Annotated in this window: 17 protein-coding genes and 1 pseudogene; 1 reads left to right on the plus strand and 17 read right to left on the minus strand. The window is 67.6% G+C overall.

Annotation, left to right across the window (positions count from 1 at the left end; all coding sequences use genetic code 11):
• Window positions 1-99: 99 nt before the first annotated feature.
• Entirely contained in the window at window positions 100-1,542 is a 1,443-nt protein-coding gene (ftsZ, locus tag ACWDKQ_RS06740; protein WP_450137775.1) for a cell division protein FtsZ, read from the minus strand.
• A 556-nt stretch (window positions 1,543-2,098) separates the two neighbouring features.
• Here ftsZ and ACWDKQ_RS06745 point away from each other — a divergent pair.
• Complete coding sequence (locus ACWDKQ_RS06745; protein WP_450137776.1) at window positions 2,099-3,016, plus strand: SDR family oxidoreductase; 918 nt, start codon at window positions 2,099-2,101, stop codon at window positions 3,014-3,016.
• A 37-nt stretch (window positions 3,017-3,053) separates the two neighbouring features.
• On the opposite strand, the gene ACWDKQ_RS06750 is transcribed toward ACWDKQ_RS06745, so the two are convergent.
• From ACWDKQ_RS06750 to ftsW, 16 genes and pseudogenes are all read right to left on the minus strand, one after another.
• The gene (locus ACWDKQ_RS06750; RefSeq protein ID WP_450137777.1) at window positions 3,054-4,046 is read right to left on the minus strand and encodes a helix-turn-helix transcriptional regulator; all 993 of its coding nucleotides are present in this window, start codon (window positions 4,044-4,046) and stop codon (window positions 3,054-3,056) included.
• An 81-nt stretch (window positions 4,047-4,127) separates the two neighbouring features.
• A complete protein-coding gene (locus ACWDKQ_RS06755; RefSeq protein WP_450137778.1) occupies window positions 4,128-4,928 on the minus strand; it encodes a carbohydrate ABC transporter permease in 801 nt (266 codons plus the stop codon).
• Complete coding sequence (locus ACWDKQ_RS06760) at window positions 4,921-5,811, minus strand: carbohydrate ABC transporter permease (RefSeq protein ID WP_450137779.1); 891 nt, start codon at window positions 5,809-5,811, stop codon at window positions 4,921-4,923. Before ACWDKQ_RS06760 ends, ACWDKQ_RS06755 begins: the two co-directional genes overlap by 8 nt.
• Window positions 5,808-7,148, minus strand: a complete 1,341-nt coding sequence (locus ACWDKQ_RS06765) for an ABC transporter substrate-binding protein (RefSeq protein WP_450137780.1) — start codon at window positions 7,146-7,148, stop codon at window positions 5,808-5,810. Before ACWDKQ_RS06765 ends, ACWDKQ_RS06760 begins: the two co-directional genes overlap by 4 nt.
• A gap of 273 nt (window positions 7,149-7,421) precedes the next feature.
• Window positions 7,422-8,660, minus strand: coding sequence for a nitric oxide synthase oxygenase (locus tag ACWDKQ_RS06770; protein WP_450137781.1), 1,239 nt, complete (start codon window positions 8,658-8,660; stop codon window positions 7,422-7,424).
• Window positions 8,661-8,692: 32 nt separating this feature from the next.
• Window positions 8,693-9,670 (minus strand): LuxR C-terminal-related transcriptional regulator, encoded by a 978-nt coding sequence (locus ACWDKQ_RS06775; RefSeq protein ID WP_450137782.1) that lies wholly within the window; start codon window positions 9,668-9,670, stop codon window positions 8,693-8,695.
• 456 nt (window positions 9,671-10,126) lie between these two features.
• Complete coding sequence (locus ACWDKQ_RS06780; RefSeq protein ID WP_450137783.1) at window positions 10,127-10,630, minus strand: transposase; 504 nt, start codon at window positions 10,628-10,630, stop codon at window positions 10,127-10,129.
• Between the two features lie 36 nt (window positions 10,631-10,666).
• Window positions 10,667-11,491, minus strand: a complete 825-nt coding sequence (locus ACWDKQ_RS06785) for a class I SAM-dependent methyltransferase (RefSeq protein WP_450137784.1) — start codon at window positions 11,489-11,491, stop codon at window positions 10,667-10,669.
• A 42-nt stretch (window positions 11,492-11,533) separates the two neighbouring features.
• Window positions 11,534-13,129, minus strand: coding sequence for a salicylate synthase (locus ACWDKQ_RS06790; RefSeq protein ID WP_450137785.1), 1,596 nt, complete (start codon window positions 13,127-13,129; stop codon window positions 11,534-11,536).
• A gap of 134 nt (window positions 13,130-13,263) precedes the next feature.
• Window positions 13,264-13,362: pseudogene (locus ACWDKQ_RS06795) on the minus strand (hypothetical protein); the annotation flags it as partial.
• A 37-nt stretch (window positions 13,363-13,399) separates the two neighbouring features.
• Complete coding sequence (locus ACWDKQ_RS06800; RefSeq protein WP_450137786.1) at window positions 13,400-13,585, minus strand: hypothetical protein; 186 nt, start codon at window positions 13,583-13,585, stop codon at window positions 13,400-13,402.
• Window positions 13,586-13,770: 185 nt separating this feature from the next.
• Entirely contained in the window at window positions 13,771-14,040 is a 270-nt protein-coding gene (locus tag ACWDKQ_RS06805) for a hypothetical protein (RefSeq protein WP_450137787.1), read from the minus strand.
• A 937-nt stretch (window positions 14,041-14,977) separates the two neighbouring features.
• Window positions 14,978-15,721: a cell division protein FtsQ/DivIB gene (locus ACWDKQ_RS06810; protein ID WP_450137788.1), complete on the minus strand. Its 744-nt coding sequence runs from the start codon at window positions 15,719-15,721 to the stop codon at window positions 14,978-14,980.
• Window positions 15,718-17,157 carry a UDP-N-acetylmuramate--L-alanine ligase gene (gene murC / locus ACWDKQ_RS06815; RefSeq protein ID WP_450137789.1) on the minus strand — a complete coding sequence of 480 codons (1,440 nt, stop codon included), beginning with the start codon at window positions 17,155-17,157 and terminating at the stop codon, window positions 15,718-15,720. Before murC ends, ACWDKQ_RS06810 begins: the two co-directional genes overlap by 4 nt.
• Window positions 17,154-18,269 carry an undecaprenyldiphospho-muramoylpentapeptide beta-N-acetylglucosaminyltransferase gene (gene murG / locus ACWDKQ_RS06820; RefSeq protein WP_450137836.1) on the minus strand — a complete coding sequence of 372 codons (1,116 nt, stop codon included), beginning with the start codon at window positions 18,267-18,269 and terminating at the stop codon, window positions 17,154-17,156. The genes murC and murG overlap by 4 nt, the downstream gene beginning before the upstream one ends.
• 35 nt (window positions 18,270-18,304) lie before the next feature.
• Window positions 18,305-19,720 carry a putative lipid II flippase FtsW gene (ftsW, locus tag ACWDKQ_RS06825; RefSeq protein ID WP_450137790.1) on the minus strand — a complete coding sequence of 472 codons (1,416 nt, stop codon included), beginning with the start codon at window positions 19,718-19,720 and terminating at the stop codon, window positions 18,305-18,307.

The raw sequence follows: 19,720 nt of genomic DNA on the forward strand, positions 1-19,720 counted from the left end.
TCAGCCTCCCGCAAACAAGTCGACACCGGAAACGAAGGCGTTTCCGGTGTCGATTCTCGCTCATGTTCCGCACGGCGCGGGCCGCACCTGTCTCGTACTTCAGCGGCGCATGAAAGGTGGTATGTCGACGTCGTCGTCGGTGTCGTCGTTCACCGGGATGCCTCGGCTGGATAGCGCGCCGGTGCGACCCGTGGTGGGGTTGCCGCCGTGCGTCGGGTAGCCGCCGCTCGCGCGGGTAGGCACCGAGACGCTCTGCTGCCCGGTCGAGGAGCCATCGCCACCGAACAGGCCGGGCCGCTGGCCCAGGCTTGGCCGCTGTTGCGGTTCCGGCGCGGGCTCCGGCTGCACCGGGGTCTCCTGAACGGGCGGCGCCGTCGGCTGGGCGACCGGCTGTTCTGCCTGCGGGACGAAGGCCGGGGTCGGTGGTGCCGTCGGAGCGGGCTGCGGTGCCGGAGTCGCCTGGTGTGCGGGTTGCGGCGGCTCGGGGCGGGTTTCCACCACCGGCTGCGGCGCGGACTTGTCCGCGGCCGGAGCGGGTTCGGGTTCCTCGGGGCGCGCGCCGACCTTGGTCGGTTCGAGCTTCTTGTGGGTGGGCGTGCCGGCGTCGAATCCGGCGGCGATCACGGTTACCCGCACCTCGTCGCCCAGCGAGTCGTCGATGACCGTACCGAAGATGATGTTGGCTTCGGGGTGCGCGGATTCCTGCACCAGCGACGCCGACTCGTTGATCTCGAACAGGCCGAGATCGGAACCACCGGCTATGGCCAGCAGCACGCCGTGCGCGCCCTCCATGGACGCTTCCAGCAGCGGCGAGTTGATCGCCTTCTGCGCGGCCTGCACCGCTCTGCCCTCACCGCGCGCCGAGCCAATGCCCATCAGGGCGCTGCCCGCGCCGGACATGACGCTCTTGACGTCGGCGAAGTCGAGGTTGATCAGACCCGGCGTGGTGATCAGGTCGGTGATGCCCTGGACACCGGAGAGCAGCACCTCGTCCGCGGACCGGAAGGCGTCCATCAGGCTCACCCCGATGTCGCCGAGCTGCAGCAGCCGGTCGTTCGGGATCACGATGAGGGTGTCGCAGCACTCGCGGAGTTCCTTGATGCCCTGCTCGGCCTGGGCCGCGCGGCGCTTGCCCTCGAAGGAGAACGGCCGGGTGACCACGCCGATGGTCAGCGCACCGAGCTTGCGCGCGATCGACGCGACGACCGGTGCGCCGCCGGTGCCGGTGCCGCCGCCCTCACCGGCGGTCACGAACACCATGTCGGCGCCCTTGAGGACCTCTTCGATCTCTTCCTTGTGGTCTTCGGCGGCCTTGTGGCCGACCTCCGGCGCGGCACCGGCCCCGAGGCCGCGGGTCAGCTCGCGGCCGATGTCGAGCTTGACGTCGGCATCCGACATCAGCAGGGCCTGCGCGTCGGTGTTCACCGCGATGAACTCGACACCTTTGAGCCCGACCTCGATCATGCGGTTCACGGCGTTGACGCCGCCACCACCGATGCCGACGACCTTTATCACCGCGAGATAGTTGTGCGGGGGCGTCATCGGATCCGCCTTCCTGATCGTGGCTCTGTGCGCTCTGCGTCGACCGCCGGGACGGCCGCAGTACCGGTCGTCGCCGACGCGGGTTCCCCCGGTCGCTGTCGGTGCGGGATGCGAGGTTCGGCCAATCCCGTGCCCGGTCCGGACCGTAGGCAACCAACTGCCTCCGCGTCCAGCAGCCACGCCGGGAGCCGTAGCAGGTGTTTTGTGCCGCGCACCTAATCGCTTCCGTCCCGACCGCTTTCGCCAGCGGGTCCGTCCGCCGCAGCGAGCCCAGTCTTGTTCCTCCCCTTGTGTGGTGGTCCCGTCGCGGACGTGATCACCACCAACACCGTACCCCGAGCCCGGCTCATCCGGTCGAGGCAGGCAGATGTGCCTGTCCATGCGGTCGGTCTGCGCAGCGGTGCGGGCGGCGCAAGCTCAGACGCCGCCTGGTCTGCGGGGTCCCCGATTCGTGTAAGTCCAGATTCGAACTCGTCCGGAAATCATGACCACAGGTGTCCGGATTCGCTGTCATGGTCTCTCCTCGACCGATTCGGGAACAGGAGGAATGCCAGGCATGACTGGACAACTGCACGGCAAGGTCGCGCTGGTGGCCGGGGCGACCCGCGGCGCGGGGCGCGGCATCGCCGTGGAACTGGGGGCGGCCGGCGCGACGGTCTACGGGACTGGGCGCAGCACCCGGGAGCAGCGCTCGGACTACGACCGGCCGGAGACTATTGAGGACACTGCTGAGCTGGTGGCGCAGGCCGGTGGCCGGGGCATCGCGGTCCGCTGCGACCACACCGATCCGGACCAGGTCCGCGCGCTGGTCCGGCGGATCGAGGCGGAGCAGGGGCGGCTGGACCTCCTGGTCAACGACCTCGGCGGCGAGCACCTGATGGACTGGCGCAAACCGATCTGGGAGCAGGACCTGGACAAGGGCCTGCAGCGGCTGAGGATCGGTATCGAGGCGCACATGATCACCAGCCACTTCGCGCTGGACCTCCTGCACAAGCGGCCGGGCGGGCTGGTCGTGGAGCTCACCGACGGCACCGCCGAGGTGCACGAGCAGTACTACCGCAGCGAGGGTGGCGCGTTCTTCGACATCGTCAAGGTCGCGGCGCACCGCCTCGCCCGCGCCCAGGGCGAGGAGTTGAAGAAGCACGGCGGCACGGCGGTTTCGCTGACCCCGGGCTGGTTGCGCTCGGAGATGATGCTCGAAGTCTTCGGCGTCACCGAGGAGAACTGGCGGGAGTCCATCACGGCGCCGGTGAGTTTCGGCATCTCGGAGTCGCCGCAATTCGTCGGCCGGGCAGTGGTCGCGCTGGCGACGGACCCGGACGTGGCCCGCTGGAACACCGAGTCGCTCTCGAGCGGCTACCTGGCTAAGGTCTACGGGTTCACGGACGTGGACGGCTCCCGGCCGGACGCCTGGCGCTACATCCTGGAAGTCGAATGGCCGGGCAAGCCCGGCAAACCCGAGGACTACCGCTGACCAACGGCGTGCAAGGCACCTCCGACCGACCTCGCTGTCAGAGGTGCCCTTCGCCCGAGTCACGATCGCTGTAGAGGGAGGCGAGGCGGGTCGCCGCTGCGGCCAGGCGCTTGCGGAGGTCCGGTGGGGCCAGGACCTCGGCTTCCGGGCCAAGGTTGAGGATCTGGTCGTAGGCGACGTCGAGGGACTCCACCGGGAAGTCCACGGTGACCCAGCCCTGGGCGTCGGGTTCGCTCGCGGTGGCTTCCGCCTCCCGGGCTGCGGTGCCTTCCGTGGTCGCGTGCAGTTTTCGCAGGCCCGCCGGGCTGATCCGGGCCCGGATGCGCTCGGTCAGCAGGGAGCGGTTGAACTCGTCCGACTTCTCCTCCCAGAAGGTCGGGAGGTCGAAGGTCTCGTCGCGGGCGAATTCCTCGTCGGCGACCTCGACGTGGCTGAAGCGGTCGACCCGGTAGGTCAGGAACCGCTGGCCGCAGCGGGCCGCCAGGTACCAGACACCGGCCTTGAGCACGAGCCCGTGCGGTTCCAGCTCGCGCCGCACTTCCCGGTCGCCGCGCCGGTACCGGGCGACGACCTTGCGGTCGCGCCACACCGCGCGGCTCAGTTTCGGCAGCACCGCAGGGGTTTCGGCCTCGCGGAACCAGCGGGGCGCATCCAGGTGGAACCGTTGCCCCACCCGTTGCGGCGCATCGCGGAACGGCGGGGCCAACGCCGCCGAGGCCTTGAGCCGCGCGGCGGTGACGGCTTCGCCGAGGCCCATGTCGATCGCCGGGCCCGGCACGCCGGCCAAGAACAACGCCTCGGCTTCGGCCTGGTGGAGCCCGGTCAGCTTCGCGCGGTAGCCCCCGAGTAGCCGGTATCCGCCAGTCCGCCCGCGCTCGGCGTACACCGGAACCCCGGCGGCGGCCAGCGCGAGCACGTCGCGGGCCACGGTCCGCTCGGAAACCTCCAGTTCCCGGGCCAGCTCCGGTCCGGTCATGACCTCCCGGACCTGCAACAAGCACAGCAACGAAACCAACCGCGACGCTCGCACTCCCCAACCCTACGGCGAGCCGACGACTGCTCGCCGCGCACGCGGCCGCGGCACGGTTTCCGCTGCTCGTGGCCATGAGCCTCAGCGGAGGCCGGTGGTCTTCAGGGAAGCGACCAGCCAGCGCTGGCCGAGGAGGAAGACCAGGACCGTCGGGATGGCCGCCAGCATCGCCGCCGCGATCACGTAGTGCTGCTTCGAGGCGTACTGGCCCTGCAGCGACGCGATGCCGACCTGGACCACCCGCAGCGACTCGTCCTGCGCCACCGCCAGCGGCCACAGGAACGAGTTCCAGTTGGCCAGGAAGAACAGCACGCCCAGAGCCGCCAGCATCGGGCGGCTCAGCGGCAGGATGACGTGCCAGTAGATCCGCCAGTGCCCGCAGCCGTCCAGGTGCGCGGCCTCCTCCAACTCCCTCGGCACCCCCAGGTAGAACTGGCGGAGCAGGAAGATGCCGAAGGCGTTGAACAGCCCCGGCACGATCAGCCCCGCGTAGCTGTCGACCAGGCCCAGCCCGCGCACCACGATGAACAGCGGCACCAGGATCACCGGCATCGAGATCAACAGCGTCGCTACCACCGAAGCGAACGCGAATCCCCTGCCCCGAAACGACAACCGCGCCAGCGCGTAAGCCGCCATCGAGTGCAGGAACAGCGCGATCACGGTGACGGTGACCGCGACGAAAGCGCTGTTCGCCAGGTAGCGCAGGAACGGCACCTCGGTCAGCACGTAGGCCACGTTGGACAGCGTCAGCCCGCTGGGCCAGCCGAGGTCGTAGAGCTCGCCTTCCGGCCGGAAGGCGCTGAACAGCAGCCAGAGCAGCGGCGCGACCGTCACCAGCGCGACCAGGTAGGCCAGCGCCGCCCGCGCGCGGATCCTAGGCATCGAAACGACCTCCCTTGGTCAGGGCGAACATGGCGCCGGTGACCGCGCCGAGCGAGACCACGAGCAGCGCGCAGATCGCCGCCGCGTAGCCGAACCGGCCGAACTGGAAGGCCTGCTGGTAGGCGTAGTAGACGACCGTCGTGGTGGCATTGGCCGGGCCGCCGGAAGTGGTGACGAAGACCAGGTCGAACGCCTGCATGCCGGTGACCGCGTTGACCGTCGAGGTGACCAGCACGAAGAAGCTCGTCGGGCGCAGCATCGGCCAGGTCACGTGGCGGAACCGCTGCCACCGCCCGCTGCCGTCCACGATCGCCGCGTCGTACAGCTCGCGCGGGATGTCATGCAGGCCGCCGAGGAAGATGAGCATCTGGTAGCCCATCAGGAACCACGCGCTGATCAGCACCAGGGTTACCAACGCCAGATTCGGGTCGCCGAGCCAGGAAATCCCGTCCAGGCCGGTCAACCGGCTGACCGCGCCGGTCTTGTCGGTGAGCAGGAACTGCCACAGCAGGCCGATGACCACCAGGCTCACCGCGTTTGGCAGCAACAGCGCGGCGCGCACCGCCCCGACGCCCGGGAAGTGGTCCTTGACCAGCAGCGCGAGCCCGAGCGCGGCGGCGAACGCCAGCGGCACGAACAGCACCGCGTAGGTGGCGGTGATGCCGAAGCTGCGCCACAGCAGGTCGTCGCCGGCCATCAGCCGGAAGTTGTTCAGCCCGGCCCAGGAGATGTTGCCGAAGCCGTCGACGTCGAACAGGCCCACCACCAGCGCCAGGGCCGTGGGGATCGCGACGAACAGCAGCAGTCCGAGCCCGTCGGGGGCGAGGAAGGCGAACGCCGCCGCGGCTTCGGATCGGCTATCTCTCGTTCGTCGTGGGCTCAATGGATCGGCGCTCCGTCGTAGGTGGACAAGAACGTGTCGATCTGCTCGGCGGCGGCACCGGCGGCCGACGCCGGGTCACCGCCGTCGAGCTGGCAGGACTGCAACGCGTCGGAGATCGCCCGATAGACCTCCGGTGGGAACCTCGGTTCGGGCCTGGCCTCGGTCATCACCTTCTCGGCGAACACCCGCATCGGACCGCCGTCGAAGGCGCCGTGCTGCTGGGCGGCGCGCTGGACCGAGTAGCGGGGCGGGAGGTTCGTCTTGGCGACGGTGTTCCACCGCCGCATCCGCTCGATGCAGGCCGGATCGGTGGAACCGAGCGTCCACACCACGAATTCGGCCGCTGCCTCCGGGTTGGCACCCTTGGCGTTGGCGACCATCGCCCAGCTGCCCAGCGACGTGGTGTAGGCGCCGCCGGGCGGGGCCGGCATGGGGGTGACGCCGTAGCGGAAATCCGGGGCCTGCTCGGCGATTTCGGCGATGCCCCAGATTCCGAGCTGCTGCATCGCGCAGTACCCGTCGGCGATGTTGGAGATCGAGTCGTTGCCGCCCGAGCCCCGCACGCGGCGCGGCGCTACCCCGGCGGTCACGGCGTCCTGCCAGAACTTCAGGGCCGCGTGCACGCCTGCGCTGTCGAAGGCGGCGCGGCGCTGGTCGGGCATGAACACCTCGCCACCAGCCATCCACATCGCCTGGTACCAGGTGAAGTTCTGGTAGTAGCCGGGGTTGGTCTCCAACAGCATCCCGAAGCGGTCGGGGGTGGTCAGCCGCTCCGCCACCGCGATCAGGTCGTCCCAGGTGCGCGGCAGGTCGCCCTCGGCGAGCCCGGCCTGCTCGAAGGCGGTCTCGCTGTAATAGAGCGCGAGGGGCTCGATCTCCATAGGCAGGCCGTAGACCCGGTCGTCGACCAGCCGGGTCTGCAGGACCTGCGGCAGGAAATCGGCCCGTACCGCGGGATCCAGGTGCGGGGTGAGGTCGGCCAGCGCGCCGCCGTTGTAGTAGCGCAGAAAATCGCCCGGACTGAGCAGGAAGACGTCCGGGCCCGCACCCGCGCTGAACGAGGTCTGCAGCGTCGGTCCGGAGGTGTAGTCCTTGGTCGGCACGTAGCGCAGCCGGACCTTGATGTCGTGGGTGGCGTTCCACTCGGCGGCCAGCTGGACGACCCACTCGCTCTGGGACTTCTGCTGGCCGCCGGGCCCGTAGAAGTTCCAGAAGGTGATCTCGCGGGGGTTGCTCGCCGGAGCGCAGCCGACCAGCGCGGGGCCGGCGAGGGCGGCGGCGCCCACGCCGCGCAGGAAGCCGCGTCGACTGGTCTGGCCGACACCCGGACGAGCCAAGCCGATCACCCCCGTAAGCTACCGTGCCGGAAAACGATTGCTGACGCTATTGATCGCCCACCGATCAAGTCAATGCGCCATTAGGGGGCGGACCAAGACCCTGCGGCCACTTAAGCTCCGATTGCGCGGTGCCGCAATTTCAAATGGGCATCGAAGCTCTGTTTTCCATTGAAATTGCAGAAATATCCGGCCAGGTCAGCTTGTCGCCCATCGTCGGCACCACGACCGTCCACAGTGTCCCGAACGATGTGCGGCCGTCCATCAGGGGCCGAGCTACGGCCTCGCGCCGGTGCCGAAGCGGGGCGGTCCGCCGTCGAGGGCGCGGCGGGTGGCGTCCTCGTCGAGGAGGAAGTCGGGGCGTTGCCGGTCTTCGTCGTAGTAGCGGTGGAACACCGGGGTCTGCGAGCCGGACATCGGCGGCACGATCCAGGACCAATCCACCGGGCACTTGCGACCTGCCGACTCCTCCTTGGCCAGGTGGGTCAGGAAGCGCTGCGACTCGGTGTGGTGGTCGGTGATGGTCACCCCGGCCTGCCGGTAGGAGTGCAGCACCGCGCGGTTGAGCTCGACCAGGGCCCGATCCCGCCACAGCGTGTCCTCGCGCGAGGTGTCCAGCCCCAGCTTCTCGGCCACCACCGGGACGAGGTTGTAGCGGACGGTGTCGCCGAAGTTGCGGGCGCCGATCTCGGTGCCCATGTACCAGCCGTTGAACGGCGCCGCCGGATAGGACACCCCGCCGATGTTCAGCCGCATGTTGCTGATCACCGGAACCGCGTGCCAGCGCAGCCCGAGCTCGGCGAACCAGGGCAGCTCGGGGTGGCTCAGCTGTACCTCTTCGACCAGCTCCGCGGGCAGCGCGAACAAGTGCGCCCCGTCCTCGGCCGTCTCCACCACCAGCGGCAGCACGTCGAACGCGGAGCGCCGCGCCGGCGGTCGCCAGCCGAACCTGGTCAGCGCCTCGGTAAAGCGCACGTAGCGCGGGTCGCCGAGTACCGAGCCGTCCCGGTTGTGGTACCCGGCGTAACGGACCAGCTGCTCATTCCAGATCCGCGGTGCCGGGCGCTGCGGTGTCTCAGGCGCGAACACGCTGATCACCGGGCGAATCTTGCCGTTGTTCCCGGCCATCCTCAGGTGTTGCACGCAATGTGCGGCTATTCCGGACACGTTGTGAACGTCGCGCAGATCGCGCACCTTCAGGCTCCGCCAGTACAACCGCCCGATGCAGCGCGCGCTGTTGCGCCACGCCACCTGAGCGCCGAAGGTCAGCTCCTCCGGCGTGTGCCGGTAGGTTCCGACCGCATCGATCTCGTAGCGCACCCGATCCAGCCGCTGCTGCAGCGACCCGGAGCGGCGGTTCTCGGAGTGGAAGAGCCGCAGGAACTCCTCGGCCTCCCGGACGTCAACCGGCGGCGTGGATCGGGTCGGCGACCGGCGAACCGCGTGCAACCGCCTGGTCCGCTGAGCTTGCTCCGAAAAGACCGATTCCGGCGCCTCGCCGCTGACCCTGAACACATTCACACGTTAGCGCGACCGGCTTGATCGCGTCACTGCAGCCAACCGCGTTCTGCGACTCGTGTGCCGGCTTCGAATCGGCTGTGTGCGTCGAGGCGTTTCATGAGGTCTGCCACGATGCGGCGTACCGTGCGTACGGATAGGCCCAGGCGTTTCGCGGTGACTTGGTCGGTGAGTCCGGCGGCAAGCATCCGCAGTAATTCGCGTTCTTGGGCGCTGAGTCCCCGTTCGTCGCGTTCGGGCAGACAGCCGAGCGGGGTCGCGGTTGCCCACACGTGTTCGAAGAACGCCACGAGTGTTGTGATGATGCCTTTGCCGACTAGCTGGATTGCGCCTTCTCTGCCGTTGTCTGGGTTTAACGGGACTAGGGCTACTTCCCGGTCGACGATGAGCAGTCGTTCCGGGAGTGTTGGGGTGGTGCGGATTTCGCCGCCGAGTTCGGTTAGCCATTGGGCGTAGTTCACCGTTGCCACGTGGTTGCGCACGCTGTCTAGGTAGATGGTCCGAATCGATACACCTCGGTTCAGGCAGGCTTCGTTCAATGGTGCTCCGGCGGCGATGCTTTCCGCGGGCTGAGCACCGCCAGGCACAAAGGACAGGCACTCGGTGGTGACGCTTTTGGCCAGCCGTTCCAGTCGAGCCTGCACCTCGTCGATGCCGATCAATTGTTCGATCTCGGTTCGGGGGCCGGCGGATCGTAGCTCGGCGATAAGGCTGGTGACCACGGCCTGGCTTTCGATGAGTCCTTGCTGGTGACGCAGTAGTTCGGCTTGCTGACGTTGGAGGAGCGACTGAAGCCCGAACTCGGGGTCGACAGGACGAAGCTGGTCAGAACGGTCAAGTGACCGTCGGACCAGGGCGAGTTCGGCCAATCGGCCGAGCGAGATGCGAGTCTCGTCCTGTGAAATGCATAGGTTTTCGGCGATCTGCACAACACCCCAATCCCGGTTGGCGACCATCGTCCGATAGACCGACAAGGTCACCTCGTCCAGTCCCAGCGCGGCTAGCACGCGATCTTCCTTCCTTGAGCTGAAGACGTGATCAACAAAGGGCTTCACTCGTGATCAGTCGGGTGCTAGTGATGAGCTGGTCCTCGATCTGCTTCGGTGTTGACGCAGTGCGGGTAGCTGCCGATGCTGCCGACGGCGTCCCCGCACGGTTACTTGTGCCTTGTCTACTGCACAACGGCTTTGCGGCATGGACTTCCGCCCCAATGTCCTTCCAGATCGTCAGCAATCTCGAACGTCGGCGAAGACAACCCAGAGAAGCAGGCAACGTCAAAAGACACGGTGGCCACCGGCTACGACTGGTGGAATACGCTGCGCACGCTGTGTACAGCGTGCACGACAGTGAATCGTCGGCAGGAGTCGACGACAACTGGTGTGGCTTACACCGGGGCCGATCAGGCAAGAACCGGTAGCATTTTCGGGCAAAGCCCTTCTGGCTTTGGCACTGACCTTCGTGCATTAGAGTGAAAGTCCGGCTTGTTTGAGTGCGGTAGGTGTTCGGTGGTGCGGACGCGGTCGATACCGCGTTGGGCACAGGTGGTCGCTTCGTAGCTGATGTCGGGCTTCGCTGCGGTGGACGGGAAAGCCGTCCCAGAACAGCGTGACCGGTTGTGGGGCAAGGAAAGTACGCAGTTCACCCAGCACCTCGATGAGGGTGTTGGTGTTGTACTGGACGCGGAAAGCCACCCACGCTCTGCGTCGATCACGCGGGCTGGGTAGGTAGCACAGCGCGGCGGCCATCGAGGCGCGTTTCCAACTGAACCGGTGCTCCAGCACTGGTAGTTGTCCTATCGGCGCCCGGCTGCGGCGCACGGTCGGTGCCGGCGACGGTCCGGACTCGTCGAAGAACACGATCCACGCCCCGCGATCGTGCCGAAACGATCTTTCCGGCTGGGCAGTATCGACGGGGCGATCCTGCCGTTGTAATCGCGGGGCATGACCACCCGTGATATCGAGGCCCATCCGAACCCGGATAGACCGATTTAATTGGTCTGATATTTATGCTCGGCGTTGACGCGGAGCAGGTAGCGACCGATGCTGCCGACGGCGTCCCTGCACGGTCACCAGCGGGTAGGAGTTGACCGTGAATCGCGGATCATCCAAGAGAGACCAGAACTCCCGCAGATCCTCTGGTGCGACGCCACTGGCGATGAGCTGGTCCTCGACCTGCTCGGTGTTGACGCGGTGCAGGTGGATGCCGACGCTGCCGCCAGTCCAGGATTCGGCGTAAGTGGTGGAAAACACCTCCTCCAGCCCGGCGTCCGTCATAGCCGCGTGGGCCCCCTGTGCCCACGCAGTGTCGGCCCCGGCCTCGACGAGAAGGTGCATCAAGCGGCTGTGCACTTTGTCGAACAAGTCGATCTCCTCAGGGTGCGCAGCAGTCAGCACCGGAGTCGCTTCGCAGTCGAACTCCTCCAGGACCAGCCACCCACCCGGCTTGAGGGCAGTGATGAGCCGCTCAAGAACTTCCCGCCGTTGCGGAAGATGAAGGAGCACCAAACGGGCGTGGATGAGGTCGAACACGGCCTCCGGCAGGTCGTCGTTGACGATGTCGTGCTGCTTGACGGTGAGGTTCGCCCGTCGGTTGGCCGGCTCGACTCGTGGAGCAATATCGGTGAGCAGAACTTGTCCCGTAGAGCCCACGGTATCGGCAAGCCACGCGCCGAGTGATCCGCCGCCGCCTCCGACCTCCAGGCAATTCCATCCTGAGCGCACATCCAACCGCTGCAGGTTGCCACGGCTCACGGGGTCATAGCAGGTCTCCAAAGCGGAAAACCGCGATTGTGCTTGATCGGCCGCGTTGTCGAACAGATAAAGGGACATGAAAGCCTTCTCTCCTGGTTCTCGGGATGTCAGAAAGGGTGGTCAGACCTCGCCGGTCGCGTCGGCCGTGGTACGGGTGGGGGCCTTGGTCGGAGTAGTCGACTGCTGCGCTGGGATCACGGCGCCCGTTTCCCGCTGCTCGTCCCATACCGCCAGATCCCGATGTACACAGCCCAACTTCTCGTTCGTCTCCTCCGGTTCACGCCCTCGATACGAAAGCGATTCATCGTCTGCGACGACATACCGCGAAACGCTTCGCAGTTTTTCGCAGGTCTCCTCGTATTCCCGTTCGGGGCGCGAGGATGCGACCACACCGGCACCGGCACGCAACCATGTGCGCCCGTCCCGTTGGTAGATCGACCGCAGCACGAGCGCGGCGTCCAGCAACCCGTCCGAAGTGGTCCTCAGCACCGCGCCGGAATATAGTCCGCGCGGCTCCGACTCCAGCCCTGTGATGAGCTTGTAGGCTGGGGCTTTCGGAATTCCGGACGCGGTAATCGAGGGGAACACCGCGCCCATCGCATCCCAGGTGTCGTGCGACTCGTCCAGCGTGGTATTCACTCGGGACGCGAGGTGCTGAACGCTGCCGCGGGGCTTGATCGCGAGGAATTCGCTGACTTGTGTCGAGGCCGGGCTGCCGATTGTCTCCAGTTCCTCGAACGCGAGTTTCACCGACGCCGCGTGCTCGAAGATCTCCTTCGGATCGGTCAGCAACGCGGCACCCAGCGCCGCGTCGGTTTCCTTGTCACCGGTGAGGGCGCGGGTGCCTGCCAACGGCTGTGTCGAAACCACGCCGCCAGGATGGACCTCGACGACGGTTTCCGGGCTGAAGCCGGCCGCTTGCCAGCCTCCCAGATCGAGCAGGAATGACCGGGCCGGCGTGTTCCCGGAACGGCCCAACACGTAGGTGGCGCACATGTCCACTTTGAAGGGCACGGGAACGCAGCGAGAAATGATCACTTTCTGCAGGTGCCCCTGTTGGATCTGCTCCACGGCGTACGCCACGTTGCTGAGGTAGGACTCGCGGCCGACATGGATGTCGACCATGGACGACGACCGCACATGCAATGGCGCAGCGGCTTGGACCACGGTCTGCACCGAGTCGAGCATCGCTTGGTCGACGCTGCGGATCGTGATGTGGTGCTCGGTGATCCGCAGTTCGACACCGGGCACAATCAGGTGCGCCAGCGGTTCGGACGACGCGCCGCCCGGTTGGCTGGCCAGTTCGAAGGCCGCCCAACCGTAGGCGGTCCAATCCGCCAGCGGTGCACGCCGCAGCGCGGCCTGCACCTGCCGCCACGGTGTGCCCGACCAGGGCTCGGTGATGTCGTTGCCGTCGACGGTGCTGCGTACGTATCTCGGGTCGACAATGACCTCGCTCAGCGGGTTTGCACCCACGTACCAGCACTTGTCGCGCTCGTACACGACATGCTGCGTGAGCAGGCCGGAGCCAGTCAGACTCGACACCACGGCGATCGGGTCGAACGATCCCTCAAGACGCGCTTCGCGATAACATTTCATGATATCTCCTTGTTGGGCTTCGGTGATCTGCTGGATTCCGCGGAGGCATTCGGTGACGTCCTCGCCGGTTGCTTCGACGTGGATGCCACCGGGATAGGTGCCCAGGTCGTGGTGCACGTCGAAAAACCGCGGACCTCCTCGCGAATCCGGTCGAAGTTCCTGGTTTCAGCCAAGTGCTGGAAACCTGTGTCGTCACGGACTGCGTCGGCGCCCATCCGGCAGACGAAAATGAGCCGTCCCTGCTCATGCCCGGGACATTGCCGGTAGGCGTATTCGATGGCTTCGTCGGGAGTCGCGGTTGGACCGAGCTTGACGCCGATGGGATTGGCGATTTGCTCGGCGAAGGCGATGTGCGCGTTCTCCGAGGGATTGGGTCCGCTCGCCGATCTACAGCGTGTGCGCCGACAACGAGTAGAGCCTCTCGCCGACCATCCGCAGCGGTCCGGCCTCGTAGTCCAGAACCAGTGCCTCGTGACTGGTGTAGATACGGGCCAGCTGGGCTGGGGAAGATCCGGCTTCCAGTGTCCGCAGGAAGTTCATGGTCGCAGCGGCGTGGGTGTAGGAGATCAGCATGCGGTGCGGGTCGTGCCGTGGCCGTGGCCGTGGCCGTGGCCGTGGCCACCGAAGAGTCGACCATGTCGCCCCGCAGCGTCCACCGGCGACAACCTGGGCTTGGCGTACTGACCGGAGATTCCGGTGTCTCGTGTGCGATGTCTCGTGTGCGACTTGCAAATTTCGGAATCGGCATTGTTTGCCGGTCAAGCGCCTGGCGAAATCCGCCATCCGCGCAACTGCGGTGAGGCAGTAATAGCGTCCTGGCACATCCGGCGACCGGCACGATGCGCGGCCCTGGTGTCGGTCACCAAGCAGAACGCGATGATGTCAATCCTTCCTGGTTGCGTCACCGCATGCAGATACTCCAGTCCGTACTCCGTACCTGCCATGACCCAGATCAGGTCAACGACTAGGCTCGAATTGATTTCCCGGTTCAGTGCCATTGACGTCGCGGTGAGCGTCGTGTGGGCCATATACACGGAAACCTCGCTGGTCTGGGGCGCGCCACCAACCGGCACGATGATTACCAGTCGAATCCGCCCGAATCACTCAAATAGACACGGTCGGCACGGACGGTGAACGTTGCCAACATGATTCTCTTCCCATCTCAGCGCGGAACGGCCCGGTACGAGACCGAATTCACGCCTTTTGTCCTGGATCGCCCGGCTCTTTTTCGCCGATGACTAGAAGTCTGCTGCCATCCCACGCTCGGTGGAAGACTCATGAGCTGACAGCAAATGGCCAGGCAGTTTGCTGCCGGACCGACCGAACCAGTGTAGTCCCCACGTTGGTTCAGCGTGCCAACGCGATAGGCGTTCAGCCAGACGCCGTGGTGCTGTTCGATCAGCGACATCTGCGTCCTCGATATATAGATCAACAGAACGGTATCGAGCTGATCGCCGAGCGCATTTCCGCTGTTCTCAACTTCGGTGTCGCAGTACCCAAATCTTGCCGCTCCACACCATTTACGAACGACTCAACATCCGATGCTGGTAGCGCTCGGCATCGAATCGAGTGTCATGCTCATCAGCGCTTCCTCTCGTGAGCGTCTTCAAATGCAGTGCGACTAGTACTCCAGGAGTACTAGAACGTGTATTATAAGCGGCGGCAGCCGCTTGCGGTATGGGACTCAACTGGCACCGTCGCGGGTTCTCAGGGGCTGTGCCCGCCGAAGGGCTCTCGCCAAAGGACTCTCGGCGAATCCAGTCCCCGACGTGGTGAATTGGCATTCATGATGTCGGGGATCCCGCAGCGAGAAGGTCTCTGAGGTTCCGGTACCCGCACCGCTGCGCAAACCACTTTCGAAACAGGCGCTAGGTCGCGGTGGCAATGCCTTTCCTGCCGCGAGGCCGAGCAAGTGCAACGTAGCGTTTCAAGCCATTCTGGCAGGTGACGCGTGCGTTCTCCCGCTCAGGCCACCGTTGGGAGGGCTGGGGTGGTCACGTCGTAGACCTTGCCCGGGCGGGTGAGCAGGGGTGTGAGGATCGCCGCCTTCCGGGGGGTTTCCTCCAACGAACCCCAGTCGACCTCACGGTCTCCCCTCAGCAGCAGGCGGACGGCGTTCGGCCGTTGCGCGATCACCGCCGCGACCTCCGCGCGGACCGGCTGAGAGAGGGCCATCAGCACCGTCATCGCCGCTTTGGTCGCCGCGTCGTCCTGGGACGCCGCCTGCACCTGGAGTTCCGGCAGGTCGGCCGGGCGTCCCAGGACCGTCTCGAACGGTACGCCGCCGGCGTCGACGAGCTGGATACCGTTGCGGGCCACCATGAACGCCACCGGCACCCGCTCGGTCACTTCGAGCTGCACCGTCGACGGCCAGCTCAGCGACACCTGAGCCGCCGCGATCTTCGGCAAGGCCTGCAGGCGGCCGCGGATCTCGTCGACGTCGACCTGCAGCATCGGCGTGCCCGGCTCGATGCCCGCCGCATGCACCACCTGTTCCTGGCCGAGTGTCGCGTTGCCGACGACCTGCACCGACCGGACACCCAGGAGGGGCGTGAAGTACAGCAGTAGTGCCACCACGGTCACCGCGGCCAACACCGACGGGAACGCCCAGCGGCGCCATTTCGGCGGGGCCGTCGCGCCGCCCCGCACCGGGCGGCCCCGGGTGCTGCGCAGCCCGGGACGCTCCGTTGCGGGGCGGCGCGTGGTCACCCCTGCTCCTCCGCGGCGTCGCGGTCGATCTCGCGGAGAATCTCCGGGCCGAGCATGGTCACGTCCCCGGCCCCCATCGTCAGCACCAGGTCACCGGGCCGGGTCAGGCCCGCAACCAGCGGCGCGGCCGCCGTCAAGGACGGCTCGTAGTGCACCTTTCCGCTCGGCAGCGGAACTTCGCCGGCGATCAGCTCGCCGGTGACACCGGGTTGCGGATCCTCCCGCGCGCCGTAAACGTCCAGCACGACGACCTCGTCGGCCAGGCCCAGCGCCGTCGCGAACTCGCTCGCGAACGCCGCCGTGCGGGAGAACAGGTGCGGCTGGAACACCACGATCAGCCGGCCGTCGCCGACCACCGGCCGGGCCGCCCGCAGCTGCGCGTCCACCTCGGTCGGGTGGTGGGCGTAGTCGTCGTAGACGCGTACGCCGTCGGCGCGGCCCTTGAACTCGAACCGCCGCCGGACCCCGCCGAAGGCGGCGAGCCCATCGAGCAGGCCGTCGAGGGACGCGCCGAGTTCCAATCCGGCCAGCAGCGCCGCGACGGCATTGCCAGCCATGTGCTCGCCCGGCACCGAAACCTGCACGTCGATGGTCTTGCCGCCGAGTTGCACGATCGCGACGCCGGAACCGTGCTCGGGCTGGTAGCCGACCAGCCGCGCGTCGGCGTCTCCGGTGACCGACTTCCCGTAGCGCCGCACCCGGACGCCGGAGATCTCCGCCCGGTCTGCCAGTTCGGCAGCGCCCAGGTCGTCGGCGCAGGCGATCAGCACCCCGCCCGGCTCGATCCGCCGCACGAACTCATCGAATACCGCGACGTACGCCTCGGCGGTGCCGTGGTGGTCCAGGTGGTCCGGCTCGACGTTGGTAACCACCGCCACCGACGGCGCGAACACCAGGAACGAGCCGTCGCTCTCGTCGGCTTCCGCGACGAAGATGCTGCCGTCACCGTGGTGCGCGTTCGCGCCCGATTCGTTGAGGTCGCCGCCGATCGCGAAGGACGGGTCGAACCGGCAGTGCTGCAACGCCACGGTCAGCATCGACGTCGTGGATGTCTTGCCATGGGTGCCCGCCACGCAGGCCACCCGGTGCCCGGCCATCAGCGCGGCCAGCGCCTCGGCCCGGCGCAGCACGGTGATCCCCCGCCGCTGCGCCTCGACCAGCTCGGCGTTGTCCGGCTTGATCGCCGTGGAAACCACGACCGCCGTTGGGTCCGCGTCGAACTGGTCGAGGTTCTCCGCCTGGTGGCCGATGCCGATGTGCGCGCCCTGCGCTCGCAGCGCCAGCACGGTGCGCGAGTCGCGGGCGTCCGAGCCGGACACCTGCTGCCCGCGGGCCAGCAGGATGCGGGCGATGCCGCTCATCCCAGCCCCGCCGATGCCGACCAGGTGCACCCGCGCCAGCACGGCATGGAAGTCCGAAGTAGACTGTCCGGTCATCGTCGGGCAACCTCCAGCACGATCTGCGCCAGCACCTGGTCAGCCTCGCGGTGGCCGCTGCCCAGCGTGGCCCGGCTCATCTCCTGCAACCGCTGGGCGTCCAGCGCCAGCGGCAGCATCTCGTCGATGACCCGCTGCGTGGTCAGGTCCGCGTCCGCCACCAGCCGCGCGCCACCGGCGGAGACCACCGGCTGCGCGTTGAGCGCCTGCTCGCCGTTGCCGTGCGGCAGCGGCACGAACACCGCGGGCAGCCCGACGGCCGAGACCTCGGCGACGGTCATCGCGCCGGACCGGCACACCACCAGGTCCGCCGCCGCGTAAGCCAGGTCCATCCGCTCCAGGTACGGCACGGCCGTGTACGCCGGTGCGCCCGGGACCTGTTGCACCGCAATGGTGTTCTTCGGTCCGTGCGCGTGCAGCACGCCGATCCCGGCGCGCGCCAGCGCTTCCGCCGCGCCGGAGAAGGCGGTGTTGAGGGTGCGGGCGCCCTGCGAGCCGCCGAACACCAGAATCGTCGGGGCGTGCGGGTGCAGCCCGAAGTGCTGGCGGGCCTGCATCCGCAGGCTCACGCGGTCCAGCCGGGTGATCGACTCGCGCAGCGGGATGCCGATGGTCTGCGCCCCGGCCAGGCCGCTGTCCGGGGTCGCCGCCAGCACGCGTTCCGCGAACTTCGCGCCGACCTTGTTCGCCAGCCCGGCGCGCGCGTTCGCCTCGTGCACCACGATCGGCACGCGGCCACGCGCGGCGAGGTAGGCGGGCAGCGAGACGTAGCCGCCGAAGCCGATCACCACGTCCGCGCCGACTCGTTCCAGCACCGCGCGGGTCTGCTTCACCGAATCCCGCACCTTCAGCGGCAGCTTCAGCAGGTCGATGTTGGGCTTGCGCGGCATCGGCACCGGCGGGATGAGCTCCAGCGGATAGCCGCGGGCCGGCACCAGCCGGTTCTCCAAGCCCCGCTCGGTGCCCAGCGCGGTCACCCGGGCGTCCGGCCGCAGCCGGCGCACCGCGTCGGCCAGCGCCAGCGCGGGCTCGATGTGCCCGGCCGTGCCGCCCCCGGCGACGACCACCGACAGCGGCCGCCGGCCCACGGCGGCACCCCGAGGGTCGGCCATCGCGCCCTGGTCGATGCGGACCGTCTGGTCCCCGCTCAACGGTGTCCTCCTCGTGTCTGCGCCCGGGATCCGGGCCCGCTGCGCGCACCACGCGCGCGCGTGCTCCCGCCTCCCCGGCGAGTTGCCGCCGCCCCGGAGCTCTTCGCGCCGGGCCGGCTTCGTGGGGTCGGTCGTGCCGGACGCCGCTTGGCCGGTGGCCGGTACGGCGCCGGGGTCGGCAGCCGCAGCAGCTTGCCGACCCGACCTGGTCCCAAAGACCGTAGCGCGGCGATCGCCTCGGGCTCGTGCCGGGCGAAGTTCGCCAGCAGGCCGAACACCAGCATCGCAGTGACCACCGACGATCCTCCGGAGGAGATCAGCGGCAGCGGCAGCCCGGTGGTGGGCAACAGACCCACGACGTAGCCGACGTTGATGATCGCCTGTCCCACCAGCCACACGGTCAACGTCGCCGACACCAGCCGGATGTACGGGTCGGTGTTGCGAAACGCGATGCGCATGCCCACGTAAGCGGTGGTGGCGAAGAGCATCAGCACGATCGCGCAGCCGACGAACCCGAGCTCCTCGCCGATCACCGCGAAGATGAAGTCGTTGTGCACGTTGGGCAGGTACTGCCACTTCGACCAGCCCTGCCCCAGCCCGCGGCCGAACAGCCCGCCGTCGGCCAGCGCGAACAACGCCTGCCGCGCCTGGTAGCCGTTGCCGGACGGGTCACCGAGCGGATCCAGGAACGCGGTCAACCGCGCCATCCGGTAGTCGGCGACCATGGCCAACGCCACACCAGCGGTCACCGCCCCCAACAGCATCACCACGAACAACCGCAGCGGCGCCCCCGCGAACCACAGCAGCGCTAGCAGCACTATGAACAGCGTGATCGTCGAGCCCAGGTCCGGCTGCATCATCACCAGCGCGAACATCAGCAGCGCCGCCGGCACCACAGGCACCAGCAGATGACGGTACTGCGTCATCAGGCCGCGCTTGGTGACCAGCACGTGCGCGCCCCACATCGCGAAGGCGATCTTGGCGAACTCCACCGGCTGGAAGGACACCCCTGCGACCACGAACCAGCTCTTCGCCCCGTTGATGTTGGCGCCGAGCGGGGTCAGCACCGCCACCAGCAGCCCCAGGCAGATCGTCAGCAGGATCAGGCTGTACCGGCGCATCAGCCGGACGGGCACCCGCAGCGCGGCGTAGAACACCACCAGCCCGGCCAGGCAGTACATCGCCTGCTTGCTGAACACGCTGTAGGACGAGCCGTCCTTGTTGAACGCGTCGACGCTGGAGGCCGAGAGCACCATCACAAGGCCGAAGATCGTCAGCAGGCCGAAGACAGCCAGCAGCAGGTGAAACGAGGCCAGGGGCCGGGTCAACCAGGCAGTCAGCGGCGACAGCACGCCCAAGCTCGCGCGCTTGCTCGCAGTGCGCTTGGGCGCGGGCTTGGTCGCGGTGGTCAC

The organism is Saccharopolyspora sp. NPDC000995 (genome assembly GCF_053599315.1).

Bases quoted from the DNA above. Each gene is read 5' to 3' on its own strand.
- ACWDKQ_RS06745 (WP_450137776.1), top strand. From the start codon at position 2,099: ATGACTGGACAACTGCACGGCAAGGTCGCGCTGGTGGCCGGGGCGACC.
- ACWDKQ_RS06785 (WP_450137784.1), bottom strand. From the start codon at position 11,491: ATGTCCCTTTATCTGTTCGACAACGCGGCCGATCAAGCACAATCGCGG.
- murG (WP_450137836.1), bottom strand. From the start codon at position 18,269: ATGGCCGACCCTCGGGGTGCCGCCGTGGGCCGGCGGCCGCTGTCGGTG.
- ACWDKQ_RS06805 (WP_450137787.1), bottom strand. From the start codon at position 14,040: ATGGCCCACACGACGCTCACCGCGACGTCAATGGCACTGAACCGGGAA.
- ACWDKQ_RS06800 (WP_450137786.1), bottom strand. From the start codon at position 13,585: ATGCTGATCTCCTACACCCACGCCGCTGCGACCATGAACTTCCTGCGG.
- ACWDKQ_RS06780 (WP_450137783.1), bottom strand. From the start codon at position 10,630: ATGGGCCTCGATATCACGGGTGGTCATGCCCCGCGATTACAACGGCAG.
- ACWDKQ_RS06755 (WP_450137778.1), bottom strand. From the start codon at position 4,928: ATGCCTAGGATCCGCGCGCGGGCGGCGCTGGCCTACCTGGTCGCGCTG.
- murC (WP_450137789.1), bottom strand. From the start codon at position 17,157: ATGACCGGACAGTCTACTTCGGACTTCCATGCCGTGCTGGCGCGGGTG.
- ftsZ (WP_450137775.1), bottom strand. From the start codon at position 1,542: ATGACGCCCCCGCACAACTATCTCGCGGTGATAAAGGTCGTCGGCATC.